This is a genomic window from Paenibacillus catalpae (assembly GCF_900112695.1).
GTDB classification, from domain to species: domain Bacteria; phylum Bacillota; class Bacilli; order Paenibacillales; family Paenibacillaceae; genus Pristimantibacillus; species Pristimantibacillus catalpae.
Map to the genome: position 1 here is coordinate 160,080 of NZ_FOMT01000002.1, position 26,875 is coordinate 186,954.

Here is a 26,875-nt window from a genome sequence, read left to right on the forward strand (position 1 = left end):
GATTTTTCAGAAAACCAAAAGCAGCTTTCTGAAAAACGCTTAAGCCACACCGAAAGTGATTTTTCTAACCAAATAATCGACTTTCTCTGACATAGCTTCGTCATTGATCTGGGCAAGCACTTCTGGCTTGAACAGCTGCTGCTTCTTGATCAGATAATAGTCCCAGATTGCGTTACGCAGCGTCAAATTATTCCTCATCAAATAATGCGGATCGAGAAGCTTTTGCAGGATAAGCTCATCTTGCAAAATATACAGCATGGCATTCAAATCATTCATATACCCTTCCGCAATTCCACGTTCATAAAATTCCCGCAGACGGCCGTTGCGATCACTGATCGCAACTTCAATCGAAGCCATCAATTGCGGATATACCTCGCGCAAATCCTGGAAAAAGGGCTCCGTTCCATAGTTTGCAATAAGAAGCGTCTGGGAGAAGGTGGACTGAAAGCCCTGGACATATGCCTCGGCGCTTCCTTCCATCAGCTTAGCTTCATCACACACCACATATTTAATATATAGGGCCGTTAATCGTTCTATAATCTCGTCACGAGAAGGAAAGTACTTATATAAGGTCGCTTTGGACAAATCCATTGTCTTGGCGATGTCATCCATGCGAAGTCCCTGAAAGCCGTTTGTCTTAACGGGATGCAGAAGCTTTATTACATATTTGTTTTTGGTTGTTTCATCCGTGTATCGGCAGCTCTGCGTTTCGTTATTGGTTGTCTCCATGAAGCATTCAACCTCTCTTCCTATGTAAGAAGTATACACGAATATTAGGGAATATGAAATTGGTCAAACTAAACTAATTTTATGTAAATGAGTTTACTTTGGATAGGTTTTGCAGTATGATCATTTCTACAAACGGCCCATTGGCCAATATAGACAGGAGTAGAGGAACTAATGAGTACATCATCTAACCAGGATATCCGATTCTGGCCGATTATGATTGCTATATTTTTTGGCGCGTTCCTGAGTATTCTCGGGATAAGTACGATTAATGTCGCGCTTACGATTTTTATGCAGGACTTCCATTCGGATTTGAGCACGGTGCAGTGGACACTAACCGGCTTTATGCTTTCCCTCGGTACGATAGCACCGTTGTCGGGCTATCTGGGGGATAAATTCGGGTATAAAAATGTGTATCTTTATGCCATGATCGGCTTCGTCATTTTCTCCTTATTGTGCGGCTTCGCCTGGAATGCCGGATCGCTCATTGCCTTCCGGATTATTCAAGGCATCTTTACGGGGCTTGTAATGCCTGCGACAATGACGATTATTTTTCAAATCATTCCAAAAGAAAGACAACCGTTTGCCGTTAGTATCTGGGGCTTGTCCGGCATGCTGGCACCGGCATTCGGGCCAACACTCAGCGGCTGGCTGATTCAGCAGTTCAACTGGCGCTGGATTTTCTTTATGAACGTGCCAATCGGTATTGTGGCGATCTTGTTTATTATTGCGATGATTCCGGATGTACGAATCGGCGCGGTCAAACTATTGGATAAGCTTGGTCTCACGACCGTTGTGCTCAGCAGCGTATCGCTGCTGCTGGCCTTGAGTGAAGGGCGGCAGTGGGGCTGGGATTCCGCCAAAGTGCTGGGCTTGTTCGGATTGGGTGCTCTTATGCTGATTGTCTTCATCTGGCATGAGCTTCGAACGGAAAATCCTTTGCTTAACCTGCGAGTATTCGGCAATTACCGGTTCTCGATTACGTTAGTGGCCAACACGATCATTACAATTAGCCTCTACTCGGGTACCTTGCTTGTACCGTTATTCCTGCAAAATGTACAGCAGATTACACCGATGGAAACGGGACTAATCCTGCTTCCTTCATCGCTGGTTATGGCGCTTGCCATGCCGCTCGCAGGTAAGCTGTATCCGATGGTTGGCGCCAAATGGATGACAATCGGCGGACTTGTCCTTATCATAATCGGAAGCTATGAGATGACCCATCTGCACACGGACAGCTCGCACTTCTATGTGATCTTCTGGATGGCTGTCCGTAACCTGGGCGTATCGTTTGCAGCTGCTGCGACAAGCACTGCCGGCATGGAGGAGATTCAGCCGCAGATGGTAGGGCATGCCTCCTCGGTAACGAACTGGGTCCGCAACGTAGGCGGCTCATTCGCCATTGCCTTGTTTACTTCGCTGCTGGCCTCGCACACGATTACGCATGTTGCCGATCTGACGCAATCCGGCGCGGAAAATGCTGCGGTTATTCCGCTGTTTGCCTTTACGCTTAGCGTGAACGATGTCTTTACGATCGCGACCTATATTGCCGTTATCGCGATTCCGTTTACACTGGTGATCCGCAAGCAATCAAAGCGTGCGAAGAACGTTACGGCTGCTGCGTAAATAAAAGAACGATAGGATGGAAGCATCATGGCCTTTATAAGGCCATGGTGCTTTTTTTAGTGAAAAGTAGGCTGTCCCTCCTAAGTACCGCACACCTTTTACGTCTGAGGTACGGAATTTACAGTCATGTATTGACAGTCAAAATTCTCCATGCTAATCTTATATCACAGTTAATCAATAGGAATTAACAAGATTAATAAAACGGTCCACCGTTCTAACGGAGGCATTCTCACATCATTTGAGGATGCCTCCTTTTTGTTTGTTACTTGTCCTGCACGATGATTCGGTGAAAGCGGTGATGAATGATGAGCAGTCAAGCTGCAACAGCAGGCAAAACGCCAAGCAAGCTGGCGCTTACGGGGCTAGCCCTTGTCTTTCCGGTAACCTTACTGGTCTTATGGCAGGTATTGGGGCATTACGGTTACATCTCGGAATTGCTGTTCCCGACACCATATACGATTGTGGAATCGGCAATTTCCCTGGCTGCTTCCGGAGACTTATGGACGAATATTCGCGTAAGCGTGACGAGAGCATTGTTCGGCTTTGCGCTTGGCGGTTCGCTCGGATTAGTGTTTGGCATAGCTGTCGGATTATTCCGCCGGACGGAGAAGCTGCTGGATCCTGCTATCCAAATGATCCGGATGATCCCAAGTCTTGCTGTAGTGCCGCTGTTTATTTTATGGTTCGGGATCGGAGAGGAATCCAAAGTGCTGCTAATCGCCAAAAGTGCCTTTTTCCCGCTGTATATCAATACGTTTCTCGGGATCCGCAATGTGGACAATAAGCTGTTTGAAGTGGCAAGAGTGCTTGGTTTCAGCCGCTTTAAGCAAGTGACAAGGCTCATATTGCCTGCAGCGCTCCCTAATATTATTCTGGGCGCACGCTTGTCGATTGGATTGTCCTGGCTTGGTCTGGTTGTTGCGGAGCTGATTGCTTCGACCTCGGGGATCGGTTATATGATGTCGGATGCCAGGCAGTTTGCCGATACGCCGGTCGTCTTTGTGGGCATCTTTATATTCGCCATACTGGGGTTGTTCACCGACACGCTGCTCGCAGTAATCGAGCGCCGGCTGCTCCGATGGAAGGACCGCTATAACGGATAGACAGGAGGTTGGGAAAAATGAGCAATTCACTCGAAGCTATCGTTCCTCCACAAGCAGCACCGGAAGCCAAGCTTGAAGCGGGGCTGACCGGAGGGAGGAAAGCCGGTGGTAAGGCAAGGCGCAGATGGCAGCCATCCAAGCTGGCAGCGACTATATTTAAGGACATTGTGATAGGGGCAGCCATCCCTGCCGTTCTCCTTATTCTGTGGCAGATTGCCGCATCGGCCGGATACATCTCTCCCATGTTCATGCCGTCGCCGGGTTCTATTCTGAAAGCATTCTGGGCGCTTGCGACATCGGAAAATCTTCTTCACCATCTATTCGTCAGCATGGGCCGCGCCGGTCTTGGCTTCCTCATCGGAGGAGCTGCAGGGCTGCTGCTCGGGTTGCTGACAGGGCTCTTCCGGAAAGCCCAGTATCTGCTTGATCCCAGCATTCAGTTATTGCGGCTTGTCCCGCATCTTGCCATTGCCCCGCTCATTATCCTGTGGTTCGGTTTCGGAGAAACCTCCAAAATCGCCATTATCGTAACAGGCTCGTTCTTCCCGCTGTACATCAATACGTTTCTTGGCATCCGGAATGTGGACAATAAGCTGTTTGAAGTGTCACGAATATTGGGCTTTAGTCCGCTCAGACGAATGACCAGACTGATTCTCCCGGCCTCGCTTCCCGATATTCTGATCGGTGTGCGCATCTCGCTTGCCGTGTCATGGATCGGACTTGTCGTAGCGGAGCTAATCGGCTCCCGGTCAGGGATCGGCTTCCTCATTAATGAGGCAAAGCAGAACTCGGAGACTTCCGTTATATTCGTTGGCATTATTATCTTTGCTATTATTGGCAAGCTGATTGATTCGTTAATGAAAGGTCTTGAGATTCGCTGGCTGAACTGGCGTGACGGCTATAAGGGTTAGTGTTTTACTGGCATTCAAGGCTGTTCGCGCTGGTTAAGCTTTCTAACGCAATAATAGTCTAAATATTCAATTAATTAGTTCATGAGGGGGATAAGGAAATGTCGATTTTATTGTCAAGCGGTACTATTCAATTGCAAGCGGATGTACTGGTTATCGGAGGCGGACCTGCCGGGACATGGGCGGCTATTACAGCAGCTTCACAAGGGGCAAAAGTTATTCTGGCCGACAAAGGGTATTGCGGCTCAAGCGGAGCAACGGCACCTTCGGGCACCGGCGTCTGGTATGTGAAGCCGGATCAGCAGCTGCGGGAGGAGGCGAAGGCCAGCCGTTACGAAATGGGCGGCCGGCTTGCCGAGCACCGCTGGATGGACCGCGTGCTCGACCGGACGTACGAGAATATGAACCGGCTGGGTCATGCGGGATATCCTTTCCCGATGGATGACGACGGCAATCTGCATAAGCGTGGGCTGCAAGGACCTGAATATATGCGGTTGATGAGGAAGCTTGTGAAGAAAGCTGGCGTGAAAATACTGGATCACAGCCCGGCCCTAGAGCTGCTTGTTGATGAACACGGGGTTGGCGGCGCATCCGGCGTGCAGACGCAAACTGGTGATGCCTGGACCGTTCATGCAGGTGCTGTTGTGATCGCAACCGGCGGATGTGCTTTTCTTAGCAAGGCGCTTGGCTGTAACGTCCTGACCGGTGACGGGTATTTGTTAGCCGCTGAGACGGGCGCCCAGCTTTCGGGAATGGAGTTTTCGAACGCCTATGCGATCTGCCCGACGTTCTCCTCGGTTACGAAGACAGCTTATTACTCCTACGCTTCTTTTTATTATGAGGACGGTACGCCGGTGGAGGGAGCGGGCTCGAAGCGCGGGCGTTCCGTTATTGCCCGCAAGCTGCTGGAAGGCCGCCAAGTGTATGCGAAGCTGGATCTTGCTCCGGAAGAGATCAAACCGCTGCTTCGGGTAAATCAGACGAATTTCTTCCTGCCGTTTGACCGACGCGGAATTGATCCGTTTACGGATTTGTTCCCGGTAACATTGAGACTGGAAGGTACTGTCCGCGGAACAGGCGGTATCCGCATTACCGACGAGTCCTGCGCTACTTCGGTTCCCGGCTTGTATGCCGCTGGAGATGCTGCAACACGCGAGTTGATCTGCGGCGGCTTTACCGGCGGCGGCAGCCATAATGCGGCATGGGCGATGTCCTCCGGATCATTCGCCGGAGAGGGTGCTGCCGCATATGTGAAGAAGCTTGGCGGCCATGCGGCTGACCGGCAGCTGCAAAGTGTTTCTACCTCCGTTATTTCAAGTACTGCTTCAGCATCTCCATCCAGAACGGAGGAGATTGTCCAAGCGGTTCAGGAGGAGGTTGCGCCTTATGACCGCAATCTGTTCCGTACAGAGCAAGGACTGAAGAATTCGCTGCAGCGGCTTGACGGGCTGTGGAAGGACCAGCGAAATCAAGTGGTGGAGCGTTCGGCAAACGGTGTAAAAGCACGCGAGGCAGCGGCGATGACCGCTACGGCAAGATGGATGTATAATTCCGCGCTTGCCCGGACGGAGACGCGCGGCATGCATAAGCGCGAAGATTTTCCAACGCTCGACGCAGGCCAGCATTACCGGCTGATCAGCGGTGGACTTGATCAGGTATGGGTAAAGCCGGAAGCGGTTCAAGAAGCTCCGGAGAAGAAGGAGGTTATCTTACCATGATTGAGGTCGTTAGCGAATCCCGGTGCGTTTCCTGCAATCAGTGCGTATCGGTATGCCCGACAAATGTGTTCGACCGCGGCGATGACGGGATTCCTGTCATCGCGAGGCAGGATGAATGCCAGACCTGCTTCATGTGCGAGCTTTATTGCCCGGTTGATGCGTTATATGTCGCACCGGATTCGGAAAAGGTCATCGGCATTTCGGAACAAGAAGCGGAGCACCTGCTCGGCGGATACCGGGAAAAGGTCGGCTGGGGCAAAGGCAGAACGCCAGTCGCTTCGCATGACTACATGTACCGGATATCAAAGTTCGCAAGCTTTTAATGATCATACGTAACCACTGAGAGGGGGCTGTTTTATGAGCAGAGACAAAGAAAGAAGCTTACGCGGGCCGGTCAGACTGGCCCTAATCGCAGTGCTGATTATGGCAACGGCATGGCTGCAGGCTTGCGGGGCGAATGGCAGTTCGAACTCGAACTCGAAGGACAAGAATGCGGGTGCTTCAACAGGGACCGAGACGACAACAGCTGCAGCCGATACGGAAAGCAAAGTGCCGTCTGTCTTGAACTATGGTTATATCGGAAGCAATGATAAGAATCTTCCCGGCGGAGCGGAAGGCTGGGGCTTTTATAAAGGCATTATTCAAGAGGAATTGAAAAAATACGGCATCGAAGAAGTGAAGCTGACAGGCTTTCCGAACGGTCCGGACCAGACGGAGTCGCTGATCAGCGGCAGGCTAGATTTTGGCGGCTTGGGTGATACACCGGCGATTATCGCTCACGGTTCCGGCGCAAAGACCAGATTGATTAATCAAACGAACATAACGAATGTTGGTTATCTGATCTCGGGTCCTGACGGTCCAAAGACGGTTGAGGAGCTGAAGGGCAAGACGATTGCGATTCAAAAAGGCTCCTACATGCATCGTTATGTCGTTGGCTTGCTGAAGCAGGCTGGCGTAAAGGATTACAAGCTGGTCCATATGCTTGCACCGGACGGTCAGGCTGCACTTGCTAGAGGTGATGTGGACGCGATGACAAACTCCGGATTTAACGCGGAGAAGCAGTTAGCTCAAGGCTATACGTTAATCGACGATTCCTCGAAGCATCCTGAACTGCATGGAACAAGCGTAACGGTCGTATCGGAGAGCTATCTGGAGAAATTTCCGGATTTTCCGAAAGCATGGAATGAAGCGCGTCTGAAGGCTATTGAAGATTTGAAGCAGCATGAGGAAGAGTACTATCAGTTTATAGCCGACCTGAACAAAACAACCGTTGAACTCGCGAAGAAAATAAGCCCGATCAGCTATATCACGGAAGAGCCTTTCCCGGCTGACGGTATTACGCGGATTACCGGCACGAAGGATTTCCTGGTTGAGGAAGGGCTGGCGAAGAAGGATTACAAGATTGAAGATTGGGAAGTGAAGTAAGGTGTTGCTTTAATAAAAAGTAGGCGCCTGAAGGCCTGGGGAATCGACAGATACCCCGGGCTTTGTTTGTGTTTATGCGATTAGCGAAAAAGTACAGGATGATCCGAGTATTAGAGGCAGAAGCCGTCCGGCGGAGGACGCCAGCGAGTCGCTATCGCCAGAGCGCTCATGAATGATCCGACCGTGATGCTTGCGGACGAACCGACTGCAAGTCTCGATGCTAGCCGCGGAATGGATGTCGTGCGCATGATTGCCGGCGAAGTTAAGGAGCAAGGGAAAGCCGCTATCATGGTCATCCACGATGAACGGCTGCTGCCGCTATGCGACCGTGTTCTTTATCTGGAAGACGGTGCCTGTTGAACGTTAAACGGGTGCAAAAGTTTGTCGTGAACGGAAGGCGAACGGGGCTACGTTGGATTTTATGTAGTATAAACTCCGTCTTCGCTCGGGAACTTCTGCTACGTTGGATTTCATGTAGGATAACCAGCTCAATTCAGCGCTAAAGGCTCAACTCTGCGGTTTTTTAATGGAGGAAATCCAACGTAGGTAAGCCTCCGCTTCATATTGTCAGCTTTTACTGGAGTAAATCCAATGTGCAAGGCTTCGGAGTAAGTGATCCCCCACAGCCCTGCTCTTTTTTTGAACCTATTTCATTATTGCGCTCGTTCTATTCTATATGGTAATTTCTGAGAGTAGGGAGGAGCATAACACTAATGATGAACAGAGGATTGAAAATAACCGGAATTGTCCTATTCCTTCTACTCGCTGTTGCAGGGCTGATTGTATGGAAGTATGACTTCCCCAAGAAGATTAAACTCACTTATCCGGCAGTGGAGTTCAGGCCGGGCCACCCGTCGTCGGTGGACAAAACAACGATAACAATCAAGGGAACCTTGCACCGCAGGCTGTTCCATGATGAAAGATTCACAGGGCATATTGAAATCGCCAAGTATGATGTGACGAAATCAAGGATGGCACCAATCATATTCCAGAAAGATACACTTGGCGGATGGGGCAATTTAGCTTATTTCGTTTATGCATTTAAACCATCAGGCGCTGTCAAAAAGTTGGATATTGTCCAGTTAAGTTCCATTTGGAAAACGGGTAAATTCGAAAATGTAAAGCTGCAACTCTATGAACGGGTAGAAGCTGATCTAGGTTCTGGAAAATACATTCAAATCATGGCCCCCGCCACCGATTACGATAGTGCCCTCGCCCTTGAGCAACAGTATAAAGACCGGGACCAATACTAATCCTGTATCAAAAACAGAGCGAAGCTTGCGCCAGCCACCAAGGCCGCCGCAAGCTTCGCTCTTGTTTGTTACGCAGCTATTTGCTACAATATTTATTGTAGTTTAGTAAATTTATTAACTAAATTTTTAGTGAATGAGGCATATATGGCTACGATTAAACAAATTGCGAGCGAAGCGGGCGTCTCGCCTGCGACGGTATCCCGGGTGCTGAATAATGATTTATCGCTGAGCGTCAGTGAAGAGACGCGCAGCCGCATCTTTAGTATTGCCGAACAGCTGCAATATAAGCCGGCACGCCTCAAGCGAATGAAACAGGATCAACTGCTTTCGACGTTAAAGATTGGACTGGTCATGTGGTCAACGCTTGAAGATGAGCACAGCGATCCGTACTTCGGCGCGATCCGGCGCGGGATTGAGACCAGGTGTGAGGAGCTTGGCATTGCGATTGATAAGGTCATTCGTGGCGTGCTCAAGACAGAGCAGACGCCGCTTACCGAGCTGGATGGGCTTATTGTCGTTGGATCCGTTGACGACCAGGAGATTTACCGGCTCTACCCTCACCGCGAAAGAGTGATCTTCGTCAACCACGATCTGACGCCCGATGACTGCGATTCCGTTCAGCTTAACTTCGCGCAGGCGATGAAGGAAGTGCTTCGTCATTTGCATGAACTTGGGCATACGGAGATTGGTTTTATCGGAGGCAGCTCGGATTCGGGCCTGCAGCGGGAAGAAGGGCAGTATGAGGATCCGCGGACGAGAATATTTGCCGAGCTGCAGAAGAAGCGGGGGAATTACAACCCGGAGCTGATGTATCTGGCGGATTGGTCTTCGAATGGCGGTTATGAGACGATGCTTCGGATGCTGGATGACGGACACCGGCCTTCGGCTTGTTTTATTGCCAGCGATCCGATGGCGGTTGGAGCGCTTCGCGCGCTTCATGAACGGGGCTTAAGGGTTCCGGAGGATATGGCGATTATCGGCTTCGACGATATCGAAGTATCGGCTTTTCTCACGCCGCCGCTTACGACGGTACGTGTCCATACCGAATTGATGGGCCGCACGGCGGTGCAGCTGCTGCTCGAACGCGTAGAGGGAAGAGAAATTACATCGCATATTACGATTAACACCAAGCTGGTCGTCCGGGAGAGCAGCGGAAGCAGCAAATAGCAAATACCACTTTTATCCCCTTTGAGGAGGAACATGACAATGGCTATTTTTTATGATCAGGAATTGCGTTTATTTCATCTGCAGTCGAAGAATACAAGCTATGCCTTCCAAATTCTGAAGCAAGGTTATCCCGCACACATCTATTGGGGCAAGAAGGTAAGAGGCTTGCAGCTCGACCGTCTTCTTCAAATTCAGGAAAGAGCATCGTTTAGCCCGAACCCTGATCAAGGCCAGCTTAATCTGTCGCTGGACGCGCTGCCGCAGGAATTCCCTTCGTACGGCGCTTCCGATTTCCGTTCGCCGGCTTACCAGGTGAAGCTGCCTAACGGCTCGACGATTTGTGAGCTGACGTATGATTCCCACGCGATCTACAGCGGGAAAAAGAAGCTCGAAGGCCTGCCGGCTGTTTATGTCGAGTCGGACTCGGAAGCAGAGACGCTTGAGCTGACGCTTAAGGATGATATGACCGGACTTACTGCTGTATTATCCTATACCGTATTCGAGGATCATGACGCGATTACGCGTTCCGTGAAGTTTATCAATAACGGCGAGATGACGCTGGATCTGCAGCGCGCGCTTAGCATGAGCGTTGATTTTATCCACGACCGCTTCGAAATGCTGCAATTGTCCGGCGCGTGGGCACGCGAGCGTTATGTGCATAAGCGGAAGCTTGAGCCTGGCATGCAATCGGTAGAGAGCCGCCGCGGTTCCTCCAGCCATATGCAAAACCCGTTCCTCGCTTTGCTGAGCGAAGGGGCAACGGAGGATCATGGCGATGTGTATGGCGTGAACCTGGTCTACAGCGGCAGCTTTATTGCAGGCGTTGAAGTGGATCAGTTCCACTCGTCGCGCCTCTTTATCGGGATTAATCCGTTTGATTTCAACTGGAAGCTGGAAGCCGGACAGCAATTCCAAACGCCGGAAGCGGTTATGGTCTTCTCTTCCGAAGGTCTTGGCGGCATGTCCCGCACGTATCATGAGCTGTACCGTACAAGGCTGACGCGCGGCGAGTTCCGGGATAAGGCACGTCCGATTCTCGTAAATAACTGGGAAGCAACGTACTTCAACTTCAACGCCGACAAAATCGAAGCGATCGCAACGGCCGGCAAAGAGCTCGGCATCGAAATGTTTGTCCTCGATGACGGCTGGTTTGGCAAACGGAATGCCGATACAACCTCGCTTGGCGACTGGTTCGTTGACCGCAACAAGCTTCCGAACGGACTGGAGGATCTGGTTGCCCGGGTGAAACGTCTGGATATGCAGTTTGGCCTGTGGTTCGAGCCGGAGATGGTCTCGCCGGAGAGCGAGCTGTACAAGGCGCATCCGGACTGGTGTCTGCATGTTGAAGGCCGCCGCAGATCGCAAGGCCGCAATCAGCTTATTCTCGACTTCTCCCGCCAGGACGTTAGAGATTACATCGTGAAGACGGTGTCTGATATTCTGTCCAGCGCGCCAATTACGTATGTCAAATGGGACATGAACCGCAACATGACGGAGATCGGTTCCGCCCTTCTGCCGGCAGACCGCCAGCGCGAAACGGCTCACCGCTATATGCTTGGGCTGTATGAAGTATTGGAGACCATCACTTCGTCGTTCCCGCACATCCTGTTCGAGAGCTGCTCGGGCGGCGGCGGACGGTTTGATCCGGGTATGCTGTACTACATGCCGCAAACCTGGACCAGCGATAATACCGATGCGGTATCCCGTCTGAAAATCCAATACGGCACCAGCATCGTTTATCCGATCAGCACAATGGGTGCCCATGTATCGGCGATTCCGAACCATCAGGTAGGCCGTAAGGCATCCCTGGAGACCAGGGGCAATGTGGCTTTGTCGGGTAACTTTGGCTACGAGCTGGACTTGACTGTCTTCACGGATGAAGAGAAGGAAGCTGTGAAAAAACAGGTTGCCCTGTACAAAGAAGTGCGCCATCTGGTGCAATTCGGCGACTTCTACCGTTTGCTCAGTCCGTTCGAAGGTAATGATACGGCTTGGATGTTCGTATCGAAGGATAAGAGCGAAGCATTTGTTGTGTATGTATCGGTCCTCCAAGAGCCAAATGCCAAGCTGGATCGCTTCCGCCTGAAAGGCCTTGACCCGAACCGTGATTATGTACTGGACGGCGAAGAGGGTGCGTACGGCGGCGACGAGCTGCTCAATGCCGGCCTGCAGACACCAAGGTTCCATGGCGATTACTCGAGCAAGGTGTACCGTTTCACAGCGGTAAAATAAAGCTAGAAGATCCTGAAGGGATATCCTTTCAGGATCTTTTTTTTACTATAAAGAGTTGTATAAATTAAACTGGCGAGCATATGTATAGGGCGGGGAACGAGTATAATAAAAGAAAGATAATTGGGAATTAAAGGAGGATATGATGAAGGTGAACCTGCGCAGCTATTCGTTTGGCCGGACGATGCCAACCAAAAGCCTGACAGCACTGCTGATCGCTTTCATGCTGACTCCTCTGCTGTTTACTTTTCATGCGGTGCTCCAGAAGCGTTATTCCCAATCGGTGATTGAAGACCGGATTTTCACGCAGAACGGTTACCGCATTACAAGCCAGCAGCACTCCGTGAAGCTGGATTTCCGGATCGATCCAGCTTATATTCCGAGGAAGCAAGGGGAGGTATTCCAGCCTCATCAATTGATCTACGCTAGCAATCATACGAGAATCTATCTGGAGACGGTGGCCTGGTACAATCCGCCCAAGAACTCTGACAATGTCTATATCATCTTAAAGTTTGATCCTACATATCTGTACAGCAAGGGCAGCTTTGTGACGGACACGATATTTAATGAGGATAATTCTTATGGGAATGTCATGTTTATGCCGGACTATTACACCGACGATGGCAGCGTACTTCCGATTAATGACGGGAACGGCAGCCGGGAGGTTTTTATTCCTGTGGAGCAGCTTGAAGGTCTCAGCGGGGGATTAAACCTGAGGTTTGAAGGATTTAACCTGGTGAAATATGAGCGGGTGTAGAGGGGACCAGAGCCTTTATGCTGACTACGTTGCACGAAATACAGCATAATTACCCGAATTAGCTAGGGTGATAGAGCTACATTGCACAAAATGCAGCATAATTGCCGCCAATCAGCCGGAATGAGCGGAATGCAACCGATTATACTGTAAAAAATACAACGCAGCAGCAGGTGCAACTTATTTTCACCCGATTATCCTGCATAATGTGCAGGATATTGCAAATAAGGAGAGTGCCATATGATCATCCAACGCTTAGAGCTCTACACGCAAGTTTTGACGGAGCAAAAGAACTTCTATACCCGGGTGCTGGGCATGCAAATGATCGGGGAAACAGCGGATTCCTTCACTGTCCAAGCCGGGTATACTCGGTTAACGTTTAAGCAGGCTAATGAAAGAAATATCTATCATTTTGCCTTTAATATCGAGGAGAACAAGTGGGAGTCAGCGATTAACTATGTGAAGGAACGGACCCCGCTGCTGAGCGAAGGGGAGGATGAGGTTTTTCATTTTGAGGACTGGAATGCCCATGCCTGTTACTTCTATGATGCCGGAGGCAATATTGTTGAATTTATTGCACGGCATAACCTTGTCAGCCAATCGGCTGGACCATTCTCGATTCAGGATCTAACAGGCATCAGTGAGCTTGGCATGCCGGTAGAAGCTGTCGCGGACATTGTTCAATATTGCTCGAATGAACTGGACCTTGCGCCTTGGCGCGGCAACGGGACAACCTTCCAGCCCGTAGGCGACGAGCATGGCCTGTTTATTGTGGCCACGGTAGACCGTACATGGTATCCAACGCAGGAAGAAGCGGAGATTGCTCCGTTCTCGATCACGATAGCCGGGCCATCCGATCGGAAAGTTGTTATACCCGGCTATCCCTATGAGATCACGACCTCCAGCTCTCCCGTATCCCTTAGCCCTCATTGAAACTTCTTCTTGTACTCGCTTGGGGGAATACCAACCGTACTGCGGAAGATCCGGCTGAAGTAGAGCGGATTATCGTAGCCGACAACGGCTGCGACCTCCTTCACATGAAGGGAGGACTCGGAGAGCAGTTTTTTTGCTTCATTCATTCGGATCTCGGTAATATATTTCATCGGCGTCATGCCGGTAACTTCCTTAAACTTATGAATAAACCGGAATACGCTTAGGCTGCATTCTCCGGCCAGATCAGAGATGCTTAAGTTCCGGCTATATTTCTCGTGAATGAAAGCAATCATTTGATTAATGTCGGGATGCCGGCCTTGCGTACCGGGTTCATCGGTCGTTTGCAGCCTTCTTCCGAGCAAGGTGAGCATCTCGTACAAATAAGCGGTTGTTAGATGCAGACCAAGCGGCATATGGCTGTTTAGTTCCTGTACGATTTTCTTGAATAGCCCGATTACTTCATCCATGATCCCAACCGTATGGACAGACTGATTCAGGAGACCAAATTGCTGCAAGTAATCATGGGCGCCATAACCGGTAAAATGAATCCAATAAGCCTCCGTTCCATCCTCCGCTTTGTAGCTGTAATATTGTGGCTGACCAGGTATATAGATGACCAGGTTGCCGCTTGCAACCTCGATCGTCTCATGGCCAAATCGAAACGTTCCTTTTCCCTGGGTAATATAGATCAGCTGGTAATCCACTCTGCCTTGATCGCGGCTGCGAGATAAGCTTTTCGTCAGCAGCTTCTGATAGCCGCACCAATTAACGGCAAGAAATTGTTCTTTATTCTCAATGCCAAATTCATGCCAGCTATGCGCATCGCCGGAAATACTGATCAAGAGACTCACGCTCCCGCAACAATTTTGTGTATGTTTACAGCAATTTGATTCATTCTATATTCCCTATTATAGCTCTATAATCTAGGTGAATCGCAACTAAAGGGAATGCGAAAGGGGAAAGCGGATGGACAAGGGGCGTATCATTCAAACGATTAATCTGGACTGGAAGTTTCACAGAGGCGAAGAGCCGCGTGCCTGGTATAAAGGGTTAGACGATTCGGACTGGCGTCAGGTTACGATTCCTCATGACTGGTCAGTCGAAGAGCCCTTCTCGGAGGAGCATTCCAGCGGAACGGGCTATTTGCCCGGCGGCATCGGCTGGTATAGAAAAGCAATAACCCTCCCTCCCGCGCTCCAAGGCAAACGCGTCTACATTACTTTTGAAGGCGTTTACAATAACTCGCAGGTTTGGTGCAACAGCTATTATATCGGCAAACGGCCTTATGGCTACAGCTCTTTTACTTATGATATAACGGATTTTGTTTCTTTTGGAGACCAGGGGAATGTGATTTCGGTGAAGGTTGACCATAAGGATATCGCGGATTCCAGATGGTTTACCGGCTCCGGTATTTACAGGGATGTATACGTGACGGTTACGGATCAGGTTCATATCGATACGTACGGAGTGTTCGTTACAACACCCGCGGTATCGGAAGAGCAGGCTACGGTTGCTGTAAACGTAAAAATATCGAATGGTACGGCCAAGGAGGAGTCGGTCCAAATTCGGAATGTCCTCCTCGATCAGTCGGGGCAAGTCGTACAAGCCGTGAACAGCAGCATGACGGTACCGGGCGATTCCGCAAAAGAGACGGAACAGACGATTATCGTAGCGAATCCGAAGCTGTGGTCGCCGGACAGCCCGTATCTTTATACGGTCAGAACGGAAGTAAGCCGAGACGGCGAGCTGATCGATCATGTCGAGACGCCGGCCGGTATCCGCTGGTTCGAATTTGATCCGGCTAACGGCTTCTTCTTAAATGGCGTGAATATGAAAATGAAGGGCGTATGCGTCCACCACGATGCAGGCGGCTTAGGTGCCGCTGTCCCGGCAAAAGTATGGGTCCGCCGGCTGGAAGCGCTGAAGGAAATGGGCTGCAACGCAATCCGCATGAGCCACAATCCGCCGGCTTCCAATCTGCTTGATCTATGCGACCAGATGGGCTTCCTTGTTATCGATGAAGCGTTTGATGAATGGGAAGGCGTCAAGAATAAATGGTCGACGGGCCATAACGTGTATCCGCCGAAGCATTTTGGCTATTATGAGGATTTTCCGCAATGGGGCGAGATTGACCTGAAGGAAATGGTACTGCGCGACCGGAACCATCCGTCGATCATTATGTGGAGTGTCGGCAATGAAGTCGACTATCCGAATGACCCGTATTGCCATCCTTATTTCGAGACGATGACCGGCAATAATGATGCGAACAAACCGGCTGCGGAGCGTCAGTACGATCCGAACAAGCCTAATGCAGACCGGCTGGCGACGATTGCCAGACGGCTTGCGAAAGCGGTCAAGGAATGTGATACGACACGGCCGGTTACGGCAGCGCTTGCTTTTCCGGAGCTGTCCAACCTGACGGGATATGCAGAGGCTCTCGACATTGTCGGCTACAACTACAAGGAGCATCTGTATGAGGGAGATCTCCGGAAATTCCCGGACCGGGTCACCTACGGCAGCGAAAACAGCTCCAGCCTTGAAGCATGGCTGGCTGTCAGAGATAACGACGCGATCAGCGGCCAATACATCTGGACCGGCATCGATTATTTGGGCGAGGCCAAGGGCTGGCCGGTACGGGTAGCCGGAGCCGGATTCCTGGACACGGCGGGCTTTAAGAAAACAAGCTATTATTACCGCCAAAGCTTGTGGAGCGACAAGCCGGTTGTCTTCCTGGCTGCGATGAAGGCTGAGCAATCTGATAAGGGCTCAAGAAGATGGACGGGCGGCGCTCCTCATTGGAACTGGGAAGCGGGCGAGCTGCTCAAGGTCAGCTGCCATACGAACTGCGAAGAAGTGGAATTGTTCCTGAACGGGCGGTCGCTTGGCGTGAAGAAGCTGGCGGATGCTCCGCAGCTGTACCTGAACTGGGAGATTGCTTATGAAGAAGGCATGCTGGAAGCGGTGGCGAAAGGCAAGGACGGAGAGACCCATGCTTGCATACTTAGCACAGTCGCTGAACCGGCATTGCTGCAGGCAAACGCGGATGCTGCCGAGCTTCAGGCCGATGGCCAGGATATCGCTCATATCGAGATTCAGATCACGGATGAAGAAGGTCGTCCCGTCTATTTGGCGGACCATCCGATCGCAGTAAGCATTGAAGGCCCGGGTGAAATTATCGGGATGGAGAATGGCGATATTCAAGACCTGGAGCCATACAGCTCACGGGTACGCAAAGCCCATCGCGGCAAGCTTCTGGCCTATGTTAGAACAACAACAGAGGCAGGAGAGATTGTGGTAACAGCAGCGGCAGATGGACTCCAGTCATCAAAGGTAACCATTACAGCAATAGAAATTACAGAACCCGTAAACGCATAAGCAGGCATCATCACCTACTTTATATTTCAGGAGGCAGCTGATACATGAACGCTTTTAACGGATTAGGCATGGGACTTGGCAATTTGGCACGGGTATCTAACGCAGTAACGAGATCAATCTCACCGGAAAATTTCACAGGCGAGAAGGGCAAAGGCGCCATGGCTTCAGAGGGAACGGGCGCCCATGCGGCTCGTGACCTCGGCGTAGGCTGGAAGGTATCCCCTTCCGTCAAGATCGAAGGGCATGAAGAGTTTACGATGGGGGTCATTGACGGCCCCGGCGTCATTCAGAATATATGGCTGACTTGCCCTCATCAAGCGGTCAGATCGCTTATCTTCCAGATATATTGGGATGAAGAAGAGGATCCGTCCGTCTGCGTGCCGGTTGGCGATTTCTTCTGCAACGGCTGGGGAGAACGTGCGTTAGTTAACGCGCTGCCAATCTCGGTTAATCCGGCGGGCGGCTTCAACAGCTATTGGGAGATGCCTTTCCGCAAGAAAGCCCGGATTGTGATGACCAATCTGTCGCATGAATCCACCTTCCTGTATTACCAGATCAACTACACGCTGACGGACATTCCTGACGATATGGCCTATTTCCACGCTCAGTGGCGCCGCAGCAATCCGGTTCAATATAAGGATGTCCATACGATTGTTGACGGGATTAAAGGTAAAGGGCATTATGTAGGCACTTATCTCGCTTGGCAGGTGAACAGCAACAACTGGTGGGGAGAGGGCGAGCTGAAGTTCTACATGGATGGCGACAAGGACTATCCAACGATCTGCAGCACGGGCACGGAGGATTATTTCGGCGGCGCCTGGAACTGGGATATGAACGGGCAGTATGTGACGTATTCCACGCCTTTCCTCGGCATGCATCAGGCCATTAAGGCCGACGGATTGTACAAGGCGAATCAGCGCTTTGGCATGTACCGGTTCCATGTAATGGACCCGATCCGCTTCGAGGATGATCTGAAAGTAACGGTGCAGGCGCTCGGCTGGCGCTCGCATGGACGTTATTTGCCGCTTCAGGATGATATCGCATCGGTTGCGTATTGGTATCAGCTTGAGCCGCATACCCCGCATCCGGCAATGCCAAGCATGGACGATTTGGAGATTATTTAGGTCATAAAACAGGCTGACTTCCATGTCCCGCTATCGGGGATTGAAGTCAGCCTTTTCTTTTACCAATCGACTAGTTCGGATTGATATTGCTCAAATAACTTCCGCAGTCCTTCTGCGCTTCGATCCGATGCAGCATGAATCGCCTGAATTAACTCGTTGATCCGGGTTGTCATGATCAGGAGATATCGTGCAGGCTCAGCCTTCGGATTCCAGTAGGTATGAGCCGTTCCCCGCGGAACCATTACGGCTCCGCCGGCACTCGCCTCCACGATCTGGTCGCCGATTTGGAAGCCAAGCGTCCCTTCCAGCACATACCACGCTTCATCATCCTCGCGATGAATATGGAGCGGAGCAATTCGCATAGGCTCCGTCCCTTCCGCACAGCCTTCTGCTATCCACTCGGCCATGACCAGGTTCGCCCCTTCCGTTGCAAGCAGGTGTCCCGCTAATGGTGAAGTTATAGCCTTATTCATATCGATTGCCCCTTTCGAAGATCACGCGGAGATAAGCCGCGTAATTGGCGGAACAGCTTCGAGAAGCTGTTAATGCTGCTGCAGCCGATCTCGGCGGCAATCTCCGTGACGCTCATGGATGTATTCTTCAACAAATATTCCGCTTTATTAATCCGGTTAAGATTCAGGTATTGCACAAACGTTTGGCCAGTCACCTTCTTGAACATCCGGCAAAAATGATACGGGCTCATATGAACGAGCGATGCGGCCTGCTCCACGGTTACACGTTCGGCAATATCTGACTCCAAACGGGTGAGCAGCTCCTTGAACCGGTCCATCTTCACGCGAAAAGCGTTCATCTCCGAATCGCTGCGCTGCATCACGGTAAATTCTCGGCTTAGCCAGGTGAAGAGCAGCTGGCAATACGACCGGACCGCAAGCTCGTAACCATAGCGCTTCTGCTCGAATTCTGCTGCCAGCTGCATGGTTGTCTGTTTCAAAAGCGGATACCAAGGGTCTGTCTGCTCAATCCGGCTCGCGATCATGGACATGCCGTTTGTATAAGGGGCGACCAGATCGACGATATGCGGTTCCTTGAGACCAAGTATGGACGGATTAAACACCAAAGCGTACACCGTGAACGGTTCATTCGGATAGAGAGAGGTGGCAGAATGGAGCTCGCCGCTGTTGACGAACAGCATGTCGCCGGGCTTGGTCGGGAACGGCCGTCCCCCGATTTGGTAGAGCACTTCACCGCTCTCGACGTAGATCAGCTCGAAATGCTCATGCCAGTGCAGACGCAGCGAACACCCAATTCCGAAGGTCGGGTGAAACACATTAATCGGCAGAGCCGGATCGGTCATGAGGGTATTTTCCCATAATTCTCTTCGCATAGCAGCTGCCTCCGGCAATCAGATTAGCAAGATCGGGATAATAAATAACAAGAAGTATTAAGACATTGATAAGCGAAAGCTCTATATTGATTTATGTTATCACACTTATTTGCCGTTGGGGATATCGGATGGTTTGAAGCAAAATCGTTTAAACAGGGCTGGGAGGCAGTTAACATCTATGACCGACTTAAATAAGGACAGACCGATCACGTTATACGCACTCGCTTGGCCGATTGCCATCGAGTTGATTTTACAATTTCTCATGGGCACTGTAGATTCCCTGATGGTCAGCCGCTTAGGGGACAATGCGGTGTCGGCCGTAGGAGTATCCAATCAGGTCATGCGTTCCCTGCTTACGATCTTTGTATTGATTAACGGAGGGGCAGGGATCGTTATTGCGCGCCGATGGGGAGCGGGCGACCCGCATACCGCAAGACGCGCGGCGGCTATGGCGATCAAGGTTGGGCTAATCGGCGGCGTGGTTGTCAGCCTGCTGTTTGCTTTTGGCTCGGGTACGATTGTACATCTGATGGGTACGCCAGCCGAAGTGGTGCCGCAGGCGACCACTTATATGACGTTTATCGGCGGCTGCTCGATCCTGACGGAGCTAAATATGATGCTGACCGTAATGATCCGTAATACTGGCAATACACGTGGTCCAATGATGATCGCTGTCGGAATGAACGTGGTTCACGTCTTGCTGAACTATGTATTTATATTTGGCGAGCTTGGTTTTCCGCAGATGGGGATTGAGGGGATTGGCCTCTCAACGATTATCAGCCGCCTGCTTGCGGTTATCGTTGGGGTATGGCTGCTGCTCCGTTCCTTCCCGAGCCCATTTCAGCGGAGCGATTGGCGCGGGTTTGACCGTCCGCTGCTGAAGGAGATGATCGGCATAGGCCTGCCGAATCTGGGGAATGCGGCATCCTGGGGATATTCCCAGATTGTTACGCTTGCGATCGTCTCATCGATGGGAGCAGCCCAGCTCGCGGCCTTCTCCTACTTTAACATTATCCAGCAGCTGCCTTGGCTGATAGGCAATTCGATCGGAATGGCGGTACAGATTCAATGCGGCCAGCTGTATGGCGGGAGGCGGTATGACGAGGTTTACCGGGCTCCTTACCGGGCTGCTGCGATCGGAATGGTCCCAACGTTTGTGCTTGCCGTACTGCTATACATGTTCGGAAATACAACGATCGGTTGGTTTACTTCCGATAAGGACATTACCGGCATCCTGCTGCCGCTGTTTCTCTGGTGTATGATTTGGCAGCCAATGCGGACATGGACGTATTCGTTCATCCAGTCCTTGACGGCGATCGGAGAAGCCAGATTTGTTGCACTGAGCAGCGTGCTGGGGATGTGGATCTTCGCCACGGGCGGCGCTTATGTGTTTGGCGTTGTGCTTGATATGGGGATCATGGGCGTACTGGTCGGCTTGCTGCTCGATGAATTATTCCGTGCCGTCCTCGTTGGAACCCGCTGGATCCGCCGCCGCAAGCTTCCCCGGCAGCAGGCCGAGCCTGCTTCTGCGATACGGGCGCTGTAGATAGAAAGGTGCAATAAAGCCATTCCTGCGGGAGTGGCTTTTTGTTGTAACGGCTTTCCTAGAGATCAGTTGGCTGTTGTTCTGCGTTCGGGTAACCAGCTTGGCGTACGTTGGAAAACGTACAGTTAAATTACGCTGTAATGCCCGCGTAACCTTGCCACGTTGGAATTGATCCAACCCAATTGGCGCGCAGCCGTTCAAGCTGAACTTTATACAGTAATTTCATTGGATGGAATCCAATCTGAGATTTCCATTATCGGGTAAACAAGCAATCAGGTTGGACAAAATCCACTCTAGAAGTGCTGGTCTTTTCAATCTGGAAATTAGAGGAATATGGAAGCAGTTGATTGAAGTATAAGAGTTATTTATGAAGAACCTGTAGAGGATCATTAAAGCCGCGTTATGCCGATGAATTCAATGTTGGTTATGACGGTAACGGCTTTTCACTAGAATAGGGGGTTTCCATTTGCTGCCATCAGATTACCCGGAAAATCACGGCTTGTCCTCCCGGGCACTCTATGACCTGTTCGGCCAAATCGAGCAGCGTGAACTGCATCTAAACAGCTTTATGCTGCTGCAGGACGGGAAAGTGACTGCTGAGTTTTGGCGGGAGCTTTACCGTAAGGAGATTCCGCAGCTGCTCTATTCCTTAAGCAAAAGCTTCACGTCGATTGCCGTCGGCATCGCCTGGGACAAGGGGTTGCTTGATCTCGATGATCCGGTCATTCTGTATTTTCCGGATAAGATGCCGGATGTCGTATCGCCGAAGCTCGCCCGAATGAAGATCCGTCATCTGCTCTCCATGACCGCAGGCCATGACTATAATATCTATGCTGCGGTTGAGGCGGAGCAGGATTGGGCCGCCGCCTTCCTTGCCCAGGAAGTGGCACTGGAGCCAGGAACTCATTACCTGTACAGTACGCATTCTACTTATATGCTGTCGGCTATAATAGAGCGGGTGACGGGGCAGTCGCTCGTGGATTTTCTGATGCCGTCTTTGTTCGAGCCTCTTAGCATACCAAGACCTGAATGGGAGACCTGTCCGTTAGGCGTAACCGCCGGGGGAATGGGGCTGAGTCTTACGACGGAAAGTGTAGCGAAGTTTGGATTGATGCTGCTCGATAACGGGATCTATGAGGGCAAAAGGATCGTCTCGGAGCGATACCTCGCGCTTGCGACAGCCGAGCAAAGCGATAACCGCATGGCCAACGCCGGAAAAATCGACTCCATGCAAGGCTACGGCTATCAGTTTCATATGTGCCGCCGGGGCTGTTACCGGGGTGACGGCTCTTTTGGTCAAATGTGTTTTGTCGCTCCGAAGGAGAAGATCGTTATTGCGATGACGGCAAGCTTCCGCAGTATGCGTGAGCTGCAGATCATGCTTGATCTCATCTACGAGCATCTCTTGGACCGGCTGGAGATAGAGGAGACAGCTATATCAGAATCCGAACCCAAGTCCCTTCAACACCAACTTAGCCGAATGACCAAGCTGTACCTGCCATCAGCTCATCCACTATCGAGTGATCCCGGTATCCATCTGCCTAACCGGAGATACAGCCTGTCGGATAACGCCCACGGGCTCCGGGAACTCGCATTTATGGAGGGAGCAAACGAACGCCAGACAGAACTCCAGTTTATCTACAGGGACAGTCGGCGGAATAAGAGGCTGCAGTTCTCTTTTTCAAAGCCATTCCTGTCTAAATCTCTTTTCACCAAAGACTTGTCCGATCACGAGCAGACCGTAATTGCTTATGCGACTTGGGAGACCAGCCATCAGCTGAAACTCACGCTCTACTATATAGAGACGCCTTATGTCGTCACTTATCGGTTGGTTTTCCTCGACAAGACGCTGGAGCTTCAGTTCCACATCAATGTGTCGCTTAACATCCCGAATTTTACAGCTCACGGTGCACTTATTCCGCAGTCATTTTCTGTATCGTAGTTGACACTCAAAATCCCGATATTATATAGTTAAAGCAAGGATTAGCACTCTAACTTAGAGAGTGCTAACATACTCATTACGATATTGGAAGGAGAACATCACACGAATGGAAAAGCAACAGTTCAAAGCGGAATCGAAACGGCTGCTGGAGATGATGATCAACTCCATTTATACGCAGCGCGAAATTTTCTTAAGAGAGCTTATCTCGAATGCCAGCGATGCGATTGATAAAATCTACTACAAAGCACTGACTGATGATCAACTGGTATTTAACAAGGAGAGCTATTACATAAAGGTAACCGTCGATAAGGCTAACCGCACGCTGACCCTGTCAGACACGGGGATTGGCATGACGCAGGAGGAGCTGGAGAACAACCTCGGCGTTATTGCGAAGAGCGGATCGCTCGCGTTCAAGAAGGAGAACGAAGCGAAGGACGGCCATAACATTATCGGCCAGTTTGGCGTGGGCTTCTACTCTGCGTTTATGGTCGCGGACAAAGTTGAAGTCATCAGCCGCGCACTGGGCGCTGACGAGGCGTTCAAATGGGAGTCGGAAGGCGCGGACGGCTACACCATCTCCACTGCGGACAAAGGAACGGTCGGCACGGACATCATCATGACGATCAAGCCAAACACCGAAGACGACAACTACGATGAGTTCCTGGAAGAGTACCGCCTGAGAGCCATCATCAAGAAATATTCCGATTTCATCCGTTACCCGATCAAGATGGATATGAAGGGCCAGCGTCCGAAGGAAGGCAGCGAAGGCGAGTTCGAGGAATATCAAGAGGAACAAACCGTTAACAGCATGGTGCCGATCTGGCGGAAAAATAAAAGCGAGCTGACGCAGGAAGACTACGACAACTTCTACTTCGAGAAGCGCTACGGCTTCGACAAGCCGCTTAAGCATCTCCATATCAGTGCGGACGGCGCGGTGGTTTATAACGCGATTCTCTTTATTCCGGAGAATACGCCATTCGATTATTACACGAAGGAATTCGAGAAAGGCCTGGAGCTTTACTCGAACGGCGTCCTCATTATGGACAAATGCGGCGACCTGCTTCCGGACTATTTTGGCTTCGTCAAAGGGATGGTCGATTCCGAGGATCTGTCGCTTAACATTTCCCGGGAACTGCTCCAGCATGACCGTCAATTGCAGCTTATCGCGAAGAACATCAAGAACAAGATCAAGAGTACGCTGCAAAGCCTCCTGAAGGATGAGCGCGAGAAGTACGAAAGCTTCTACACGTCGTTTGGCCGTCAACTGAAGTTTGGCGTATACAACGACTACGGCGCCAACAAGGATACGCTGCAGGATCTTCTTCTGTTCTACTCTTCGAAGGAGAAGAAGCAGGTTACGCTTGATGAATACGTATCGCGTATGCCGGAAGACCAGAAGTTCATTTACTACGCATCAGGCGAGTCGATCGACCGTCTGGAGAAGCTGCCTCAAGCCGAGATTGTAACGGACAAAGGCTATGAGCTGCTCTACTTCACGGACGACATCGACGAGTTCGCGATCAAGATGATCAATACGTACAAAGATAAATCGTTCAAGAACGTGTCGAGCGGCGATCTGGGCATCGAGGCAGACGAAGCCGACAAGCAGACGGAAGAAGAAGTAAACGAGAACAAGGACCTGTTCACTTCCATGAAGGAATTCCTTGGCGACAAAGTAACGGGCGTCAAAGCTTCGAAACGTCTGAAATCCCATCCGGTCTGCCTGTCGTCCGAAGGCGAAGTGACGATCGAGATGGAGAAGGTGCTGAAGGCGATGCCTAACGGCCAGGACGTGAAAGCGGACAAAGTGCTGGAGATCAACGTGAACCATGACGTGTTCAAGGCGCTGAAGGACGCTTACGCAAGCGATAAAACAAAGCTGAATCTCTATACGAACCTTCTGTACAACCAGGCACTTCTTATCGAAGGCTTGACGGTGCAGGATCCGGTAGAGTTTACGAACGATATTTGCAAGATCATGGTGTAACCGCCGCCTGAGCAAAAGCAGCGGAAGCCGGCCAAAGGGACATTCCTTTGGCCGGCTTTTTTGCATTTCGTTCTAACATGAACCTGCCACACATAAGCTTGTATCACTATGGTAGCGTTTTCGTGAAACGGCGTCTCTGAATCTATCAAATAACGCTAGCAAGCTACTTTTCAAAAAGGGAGATGGTTAGCCAATGATTTATGCTGAGCCGGGCAAGCAGGATTCGAAGATTACGTTTAAGAAGAGGTACGACAACTACATAGGGGGAAGGTGGACGCCCCCAACACAAGGCCAATATTTCGAAAATGTTTCTCCGGTGAACAACGCCGCATTCTGCGAGGTGGCCCGTTCGACATCGGAGGATATTGAGCTCGCGCTTGACGCGGCGCATGCGGCAAAAGCCGCCTGGGGACGGACATCGGCGGCGGAGCGCGCCAATATCCTGAACAAGATTGCCGACCGGATCGAGAGCAATCTGGAGCTGCTAGCCGTTGCGGAGACCTGGGATAACGGCAAGCCGATCCGTGAATGTCACGCAGCGGACCTGCCGCTTGCCATCGATCACTTCCGGTATTTTGCAGGCTGTATCCGCGCGCAGGAAGGGTCGCTCAGCCAGCTCGACAACGATACGGTCGCTTACCATTATCATGAGCCGCTAGGCGTCGTTGGCCAGATCATTCCTTGGAATTTCCCGCTGCTGATGGCAACGTGGAAGCTTGCGCCCGCGCTTGCGGCCGGCAACTGCGTCGTCTTGAAGCCGGCTGAGCAGACACCTGCCTCCATCTGCGTGTTAATGGAACTGATCGAAGATTTGCTGCCTGCCGGCGTAGTGAATATCGTAAACGGTTTTGGTCTGGAAGCGGGCAAACCATTGGCATCAAGCAATCGGATTGCGAAAATCGCCTTCACAGGCGAAACAACAACCGGCCGCCTCATTATGCAATATGCCTCGCAGAACCTCATTCCTGTGACCCTGGAGCTGGGCGGCAAATCGCCAAACATCTTCTTCGAGGACATTATGGCGAAGGACGATGCTCTCTTCGACAAAGCGCTCGAAGGCTTTACGCTGTTTGCGCTGAACCAGGGGGAGGTATGTACATGCCCGTCACGCGCGCTTATTCAGGAGTCGATCTACGACAGCTTTATGGAGAAGGCGCTGCGGCGTGTCGCATCCATTAAGCAGGGCAATCCGCTCGACACGGATACCATGATTGGTGCGCAGGTCTCTACCGAGCAGATGGAGAAAATATTAAGCTACATCGACATTGGCCGCCAGGAAGGCGCCGAATGTTTGATTGGCGGGGGACGCGCCGCGCTTTCGGGCGATATTGCGCAAGGCTACTATATTCAGCCGACGGTGCTTCGCGGAGACAACAGCATGCGCATTTTCCAGGAAGAGATCTTTGGGCCGGTTGTTGCGGTCACGACGTTCCGTTCACAGGAAGAGGCGCTCGCGATCGCTAATGATACGTTGTACGGTCTTGGAGCAGGAGTCTGGACACGGGACATTAATGCGGCCTTCCGCATGGGCAGACAGATCGAAGCAGGGCGCGTCTGGACGAACTGCTACCATGCTTATCCGGCACATGCCGCATTTGGCGGCTACAAAATGTCCGGCGTCGGTCGCGAGAATCATAAGATGATGCTGTCGCATTACCAGCAGACGAAAAACCTGCTCGTCAGCTACAGCCCTGATGCGCTAGGCTTTTTCTAA

At 51.2% G+C, this 26,875-nt stretch carries 21 protein-coding genes and 1 pseudogene; 18 read left to right on the forward strand and 4 right to left on the reverse strand.

The features are described 5' to 3' along the window. Positions 1-39 precede the first annotated feature (39 nt). Complete coding sequence (locus BM200_RS08430) at positions 40-729, reverse strand: TetR/AcrR family transcriptional regulator (RefSeq protein ID WP_091183902.1); 690 nt, start codon at positions 727-729, stop codon at positions 40-42. Between the two features lie 171 nt (positions 730-900). Between BM200_RS08430 and BM200_RS08435 the strand changes: the two genes are divergently transcribed. From BM200_RS08435 to BM200_RS08490, 12 genes and pseudogenes are all read left to right on the forward strand, one after another. Next, entirely contained in the window at positions 901-2,352 is a 1,452-nt protein-coding gene (locus BM200_RS08435) for a DHA2 family efflux MFS transporter permease subunit (protein ID WP_091183905.1), read from the forward strand. Between the two features lie 305 nt (positions 2,353-2,657). Continuing rightward, positions 2,658-3,455 (forward strand): ABC transporter permease, encoded by a 798-nt coding sequence (locus tag BM200_RS08440; protein WP_091183907.1) that lies wholly within the window; start codon positions 2,658-2,660, stop codon positions 3,453-3,455. 17 nt (positions 3,456-3,472) lie between these two features. Next, the gene (locus BM200_RS08445) at positions 3,473-4,366 is read left to right on the forward strand and encodes an ABC transporter permease (protein WP_091183910.1); all 894 of its coding nucleotides are present in this window, start codon (positions 3,473-3,475) and stop codon (positions 4,364-4,366) included. Between the two features lie 98 nt (positions 4,367-4,464). Beyond that, positions 4,465-6,081, forward strand: coding sequence for an FAD-dependent oxidoreductase (locus tag BM200_RS08450; RefSeq protein ID WP_091183912.1), 1,617 nt, complete (start codon positions 4,465-4,467; stop codon positions 6,079-6,081). After that, positions 6,078-6,404 (forward strand): 4Fe-4S dicluster domain-containing protein, encoded by a 327-nt coding sequence (locus tag BM200_RS08455; RefSeq protein ID WP_091183915.1) that lies wholly within the window; start codon positions 6,078-6,080, stop codon positions 6,402-6,404. The genes BM200_RS08450 and BM200_RS08455 overlap by 4 nt, the downstream gene beginning before the upstream one ends. A gap of 34 nt (positions 6,405-6,438) precedes the next feature. Continuing rightward, the gene (locus BM200_RS08460; RefSeq protein ID WP_091183918.1) at positions 6,439-7,506 is read left to right on the forward strand and encodes an ABC transporter substrate-binding protein; all 1,068 of its coding nucleotides are present in this window, start codon (positions 6,439-6,441) and stop codon (positions 7,504-7,506) included. Between the two features lie 126 nt (positions 7,507-7,632). After that, positions 7,633-7,866: pseudogene (locus BM200_RS08465) on the forward strand (ATP-binding cassette domain-containing protein); the annotation flags it as partial. 353 nt (positions 7,867-8,219) lie between these two features. Continuing rightward, positions 8,220-8,759 (forward strand): hypothetical protein, encoded by a 540-nt coding sequence (locus BM200_RS08470; RefSeq protein ID WP_091183921.1) that lies wholly within the window; start codon positions 8,220-8,222, stop codon positions 8,757-8,759. A gap of 144 nt (positions 8,760-8,903) precedes the next feature. Continuing rightward, positions 8,904-9,926 (forward strand): LacI family DNA-binding transcriptional regulator, encoded by a 1,023-nt coding sequence (locus tag BM200_RS08475; RefSeq protein ID WP_091183923.1) that lies wholly within the window; start codon positions 8,904-8,906, stop codon positions 9,924-9,926. Positions 9,927-9,965: 39 nt separating this feature from the next. Further along, positions 9,966-12,158, forward strand: coding sequence for an alpha-galactosidase (locus tag BM200_RS08480; RefSeq protein WP_091183927.1), 2,193 nt, complete (start codon positions 9,966-9,968; stop codon positions 12,156-12,158). A gap of 139 nt (positions 12,159-12,297) precedes the next feature. Further along, positions 12,298-12,912 (forward strand): hypothetical protein, encoded by a 615-nt coding sequence (locus BM200_RS08485; RefSeq protein WP_139230766.1) that lies wholly within the window; start codon positions 12,298-12,300, stop codon positions 12,910-12,912. A gap of 237 nt (positions 12,913-13,149) precedes the next feature. Further along, entirely contained in the window at positions 13,150-13,842 is a 693-nt protein-coding gene (locus tag BM200_RS08490; RefSeq protein WP_091183931.1) for a VOC family protein, read from the forward strand. Here the strand turns inward: BM200_RS08490 and BM200_RS08495 are convergent. After that, entirely contained in the window at positions 13,836-14,684 is an 849-nt protein-coding gene (locus tag BM200_RS08495; protein ID WP_175532795.1) for an AraC family transcriptional regulator, read from the reverse strand. The genes BM200_RS08490 and BM200_RS08495 overlap by 7 nt on opposite strands. A 124-nt stretch (positions 14,685-14,808) precedes the next feature. Here BM200_RS08495 and BM200_RS08500 point away from each other — a divergent pair, with 124 nt between their 5' ends. Continuing rightward, positions 14,809-17,217 (forward strand): glycoside hydrolase family 2 TIM barrel-domain containing protein, encoded by a 2,409-nt coding sequence (locus BM200_RS08500; protein WP_091183937.1) that lies wholly within the window; start codon positions 14,809-14,811, stop codon positions 17,215-17,217. 44 nt (positions 17,218-17,261) lie between these two features. After that, positions 17,262-18,341, forward strand: a complete 1,080-nt coding sequence (locus tag BM200_RS08505) for a glycoside hydrolase family 172 protein (RefSeq protein WP_091183940.1) — start codon at positions 17,262-17,264, stop codon at positions 18,339-18,341. 59 nt (positions 18,342-18,400) lie between these two features. Here the strand turns inward: BM200_RS08505 and BM200_RS08510 are convergent, their stop codons facing one another. After that, positions 18,401-18,814 carry a cupin domain-containing protein gene (locus BM200_RS08510; RefSeq protein ID WP_245772950.1) on the reverse strand — a complete coding sequence of 138 codons (414 nt, stop codon included), beginning with the start codon at positions 18,812-18,814 and terminating at the stop codon, positions 18,401-18,403. After that, positions 18,811-19,686, reverse strand: coding sequence for a helix-turn-helix transcriptional regulator (locus BM200_RS08515; protein ID WP_091183942.1), 876 nt, complete (start codon positions 19,684-19,686; stop codon positions 18,811-18,813). The genes BM200_RS08510 and BM200_RS08515 overlap by 4 nt, the downstream gene beginning before the upstream one ends. A gap of 178 nt (positions 19,687-19,864) precedes the next feature. Between BM200_RS08515 and BM200_RS08520 the strand changes: the two genes are divergently transcribed. The 4 genes from BM200_RS08520 (at position 19,865) to adh (ending at position 26,875) form a co-directional block, all read left to right on the forward strand. After that, on the forward strand, positions 19,865-21,232 hold the full coding sequence (locus BM200_RS08520) for an MATE family efflux transporter (RefSeq protein WP_091183944.1): 1,368 nt from the start codon (positions 19,865-19,867) through the stop codon (positions 21,230-21,232). A gap of 466 nt (positions 21,233-21,698) precedes the next feature. Further along, positions 21,699-23,174 carry a serine hydrolase domain-containing protein gene (locus BM200_RS08525; RefSeq protein WP_245772951.1) on the forward strand — a complete coding sequence of 492 codons (1,476 nt, stop codon included), beginning with the start codon at positions 21,699-21,701 and terminating at the stop codon, positions 23,172-23,174. 106 nt (positions 23,175-23,280) lie between these two features. Further along, positions 23,281-25,161: a molecular chaperone HtpG gene (gene htpG / locus BM200_RS08530; RefSeq protein WP_091183946.1), complete on the forward strand. Its 1,881-nt coding sequence runs from the start codon at positions 23,281-23,283 to the stop codon at positions 25,159-25,161. 193 nt (positions 25,162-25,354) lie between these two features. Further along, positions 25,355-26,875, forward strand: coding sequence for an aldehyde dehydrogenase (gene adh, locus BM200_RS08535; protein WP_091183948.1), 1,521 nt, complete (start codon positions 25,355-25,357; stop codon positions 26,873-26,875).

What these genes read in the sequence shown, in the direction of transcription:
- BM200_RS08480 (WP_091183927.1), top strand. Translation starts at nt 9,966, where the DNA reads ATGGCTATTTTTTATGATCAGGAATTGCGTTTATTTCATCTGCAGTCG.
- BM200_RS08450 (WP_091183912.1), top strand. Translation starts at nt 4,465, where the DNA reads ATGTCGATTTTATTGTCAAGCGGTACTATTCAATTGCAAGCGGATGTA.
- BM200_RS08460 (WP_091183918.1), top strand. Translation starts at nt 6,439, where the DNA reads ATGAGCAGAGACAAAGAAAGAAGCTTACGCGGGCCGGTCAGACTGGCC.
- BM200_RS08490 (WP_091183931.1), top strand. Translation starts at nt 13,150, where the DNA reads ATGATCATCCAACGCTTAGAGCTCTACACGCAAGTTTTGACGGAGCAA.
- adh (WP_091183948.1), top strand. Translation starts at nt 25,355, where the DNA reads ATGATTTATGCTGAGCCGGGCAAGCAGGATTCGAAGATTACGTTTAAG.
- BM200_RS08510 (WP_245772950.1), bottom strand. Translation starts at nt 18,814, where the DNA reads ATGAATAAGGCTATAACTTCACCATTAGCGGGACACCTGCTTGCAACG.
- BM200_RS08445 (WP_091183910.1), top strand. Translation starts at nt 3,473, where the DNA reads ATGAGCAATTCACTCGAAGCTATCGTTCCTCCACAAGCAGCACCGGAA.
- BM200_RS08455 (WP_091183915.1), top strand. Translation starts at nt 6,078, where the DNA reads ATGATTGAGGTCGTTAGCGAATCCCGGTGCGTTTCCTGCAATCAGTGC.
- BM200_RS08440 (WP_091183907.1), top strand. Translation starts at nt 2,658, where the DNA reads ATGAGCAGTCAAGCTGCAACAGCAGGCAAAACGCCAAGCAAGCTGGCG.
- BM200_RS08485 (WP_139230766.1), top strand. Translation starts at nt 12,298, where the DNA reads ATGATGAAGGTGAACCTGCGCAGCTATTCGTTTGGCCGGACGATGCCA.
- BM200_RS08515 (WP_091183942.1), bottom strand. Translation starts at nt 19,686, where the DNA reads ATGCGAAGAGAATTATGGGAAAATACCCTCATGACCGATCCGGCTCTG.
- BM200_RS08475 (WP_091183923.1), top strand. Translation starts at nt 8,904, where the DNA reads ATGGCTACGATTAAACAAATTGCGAGCGAAGCGGGCGTCTCGCCTGCG.
- BM200_RS08470 (WP_091183921.1), top strand. Translation starts at nt 8,220, where the DNA reads ATGATGAACAGAGGATTGAAAATAACCGGAATTGTCCTATTCCTTCTA.
- BM200_RS08430 (WP_091183902.1), bottom strand. Translation starts at nt 729, where the DNA reads ATGGAGACAACCAATAACGAAACGCAGAGCTGCCGATACACGGATGAA.
- BM200_RS08520 (WP_091183944.1), top strand. Translation starts at nt 19,865, where the DNA reads ATGACCGACTTAAATAAGGACAGACCGATCACGTTATACGCACTCGCT.
- BM200_RS08500 (WP_091183937.1), top strand. Translation starts at nt 14,809, where the DNA reads ATGGACAAGGGGCGTATCATTCAAACGATTAATCTGGACTGGAAGTTT.
- BM200_RS08435 (WP_091183905.1), top strand. Translation starts at nt 901, where the DNA reads ATGAGTACATCATCTAACCAGGATATCCGATTCTGGCCGATTATGATT.
- BM200_RS08505 (WP_091183940.1), top strand. Translation starts at nt 17,262, where the DNA reads ATGAACGCTTTTAACGGATTAGGCATGGGACTTGGCAATTTGGCACGG.
- htpG (WP_091183946.1), top strand. Translation starts at nt 23,281, where the DNA reads ATGGAAAAGCAACAGTTCAAAGCGGAATCGAAACGGCTGCTGGAGATG.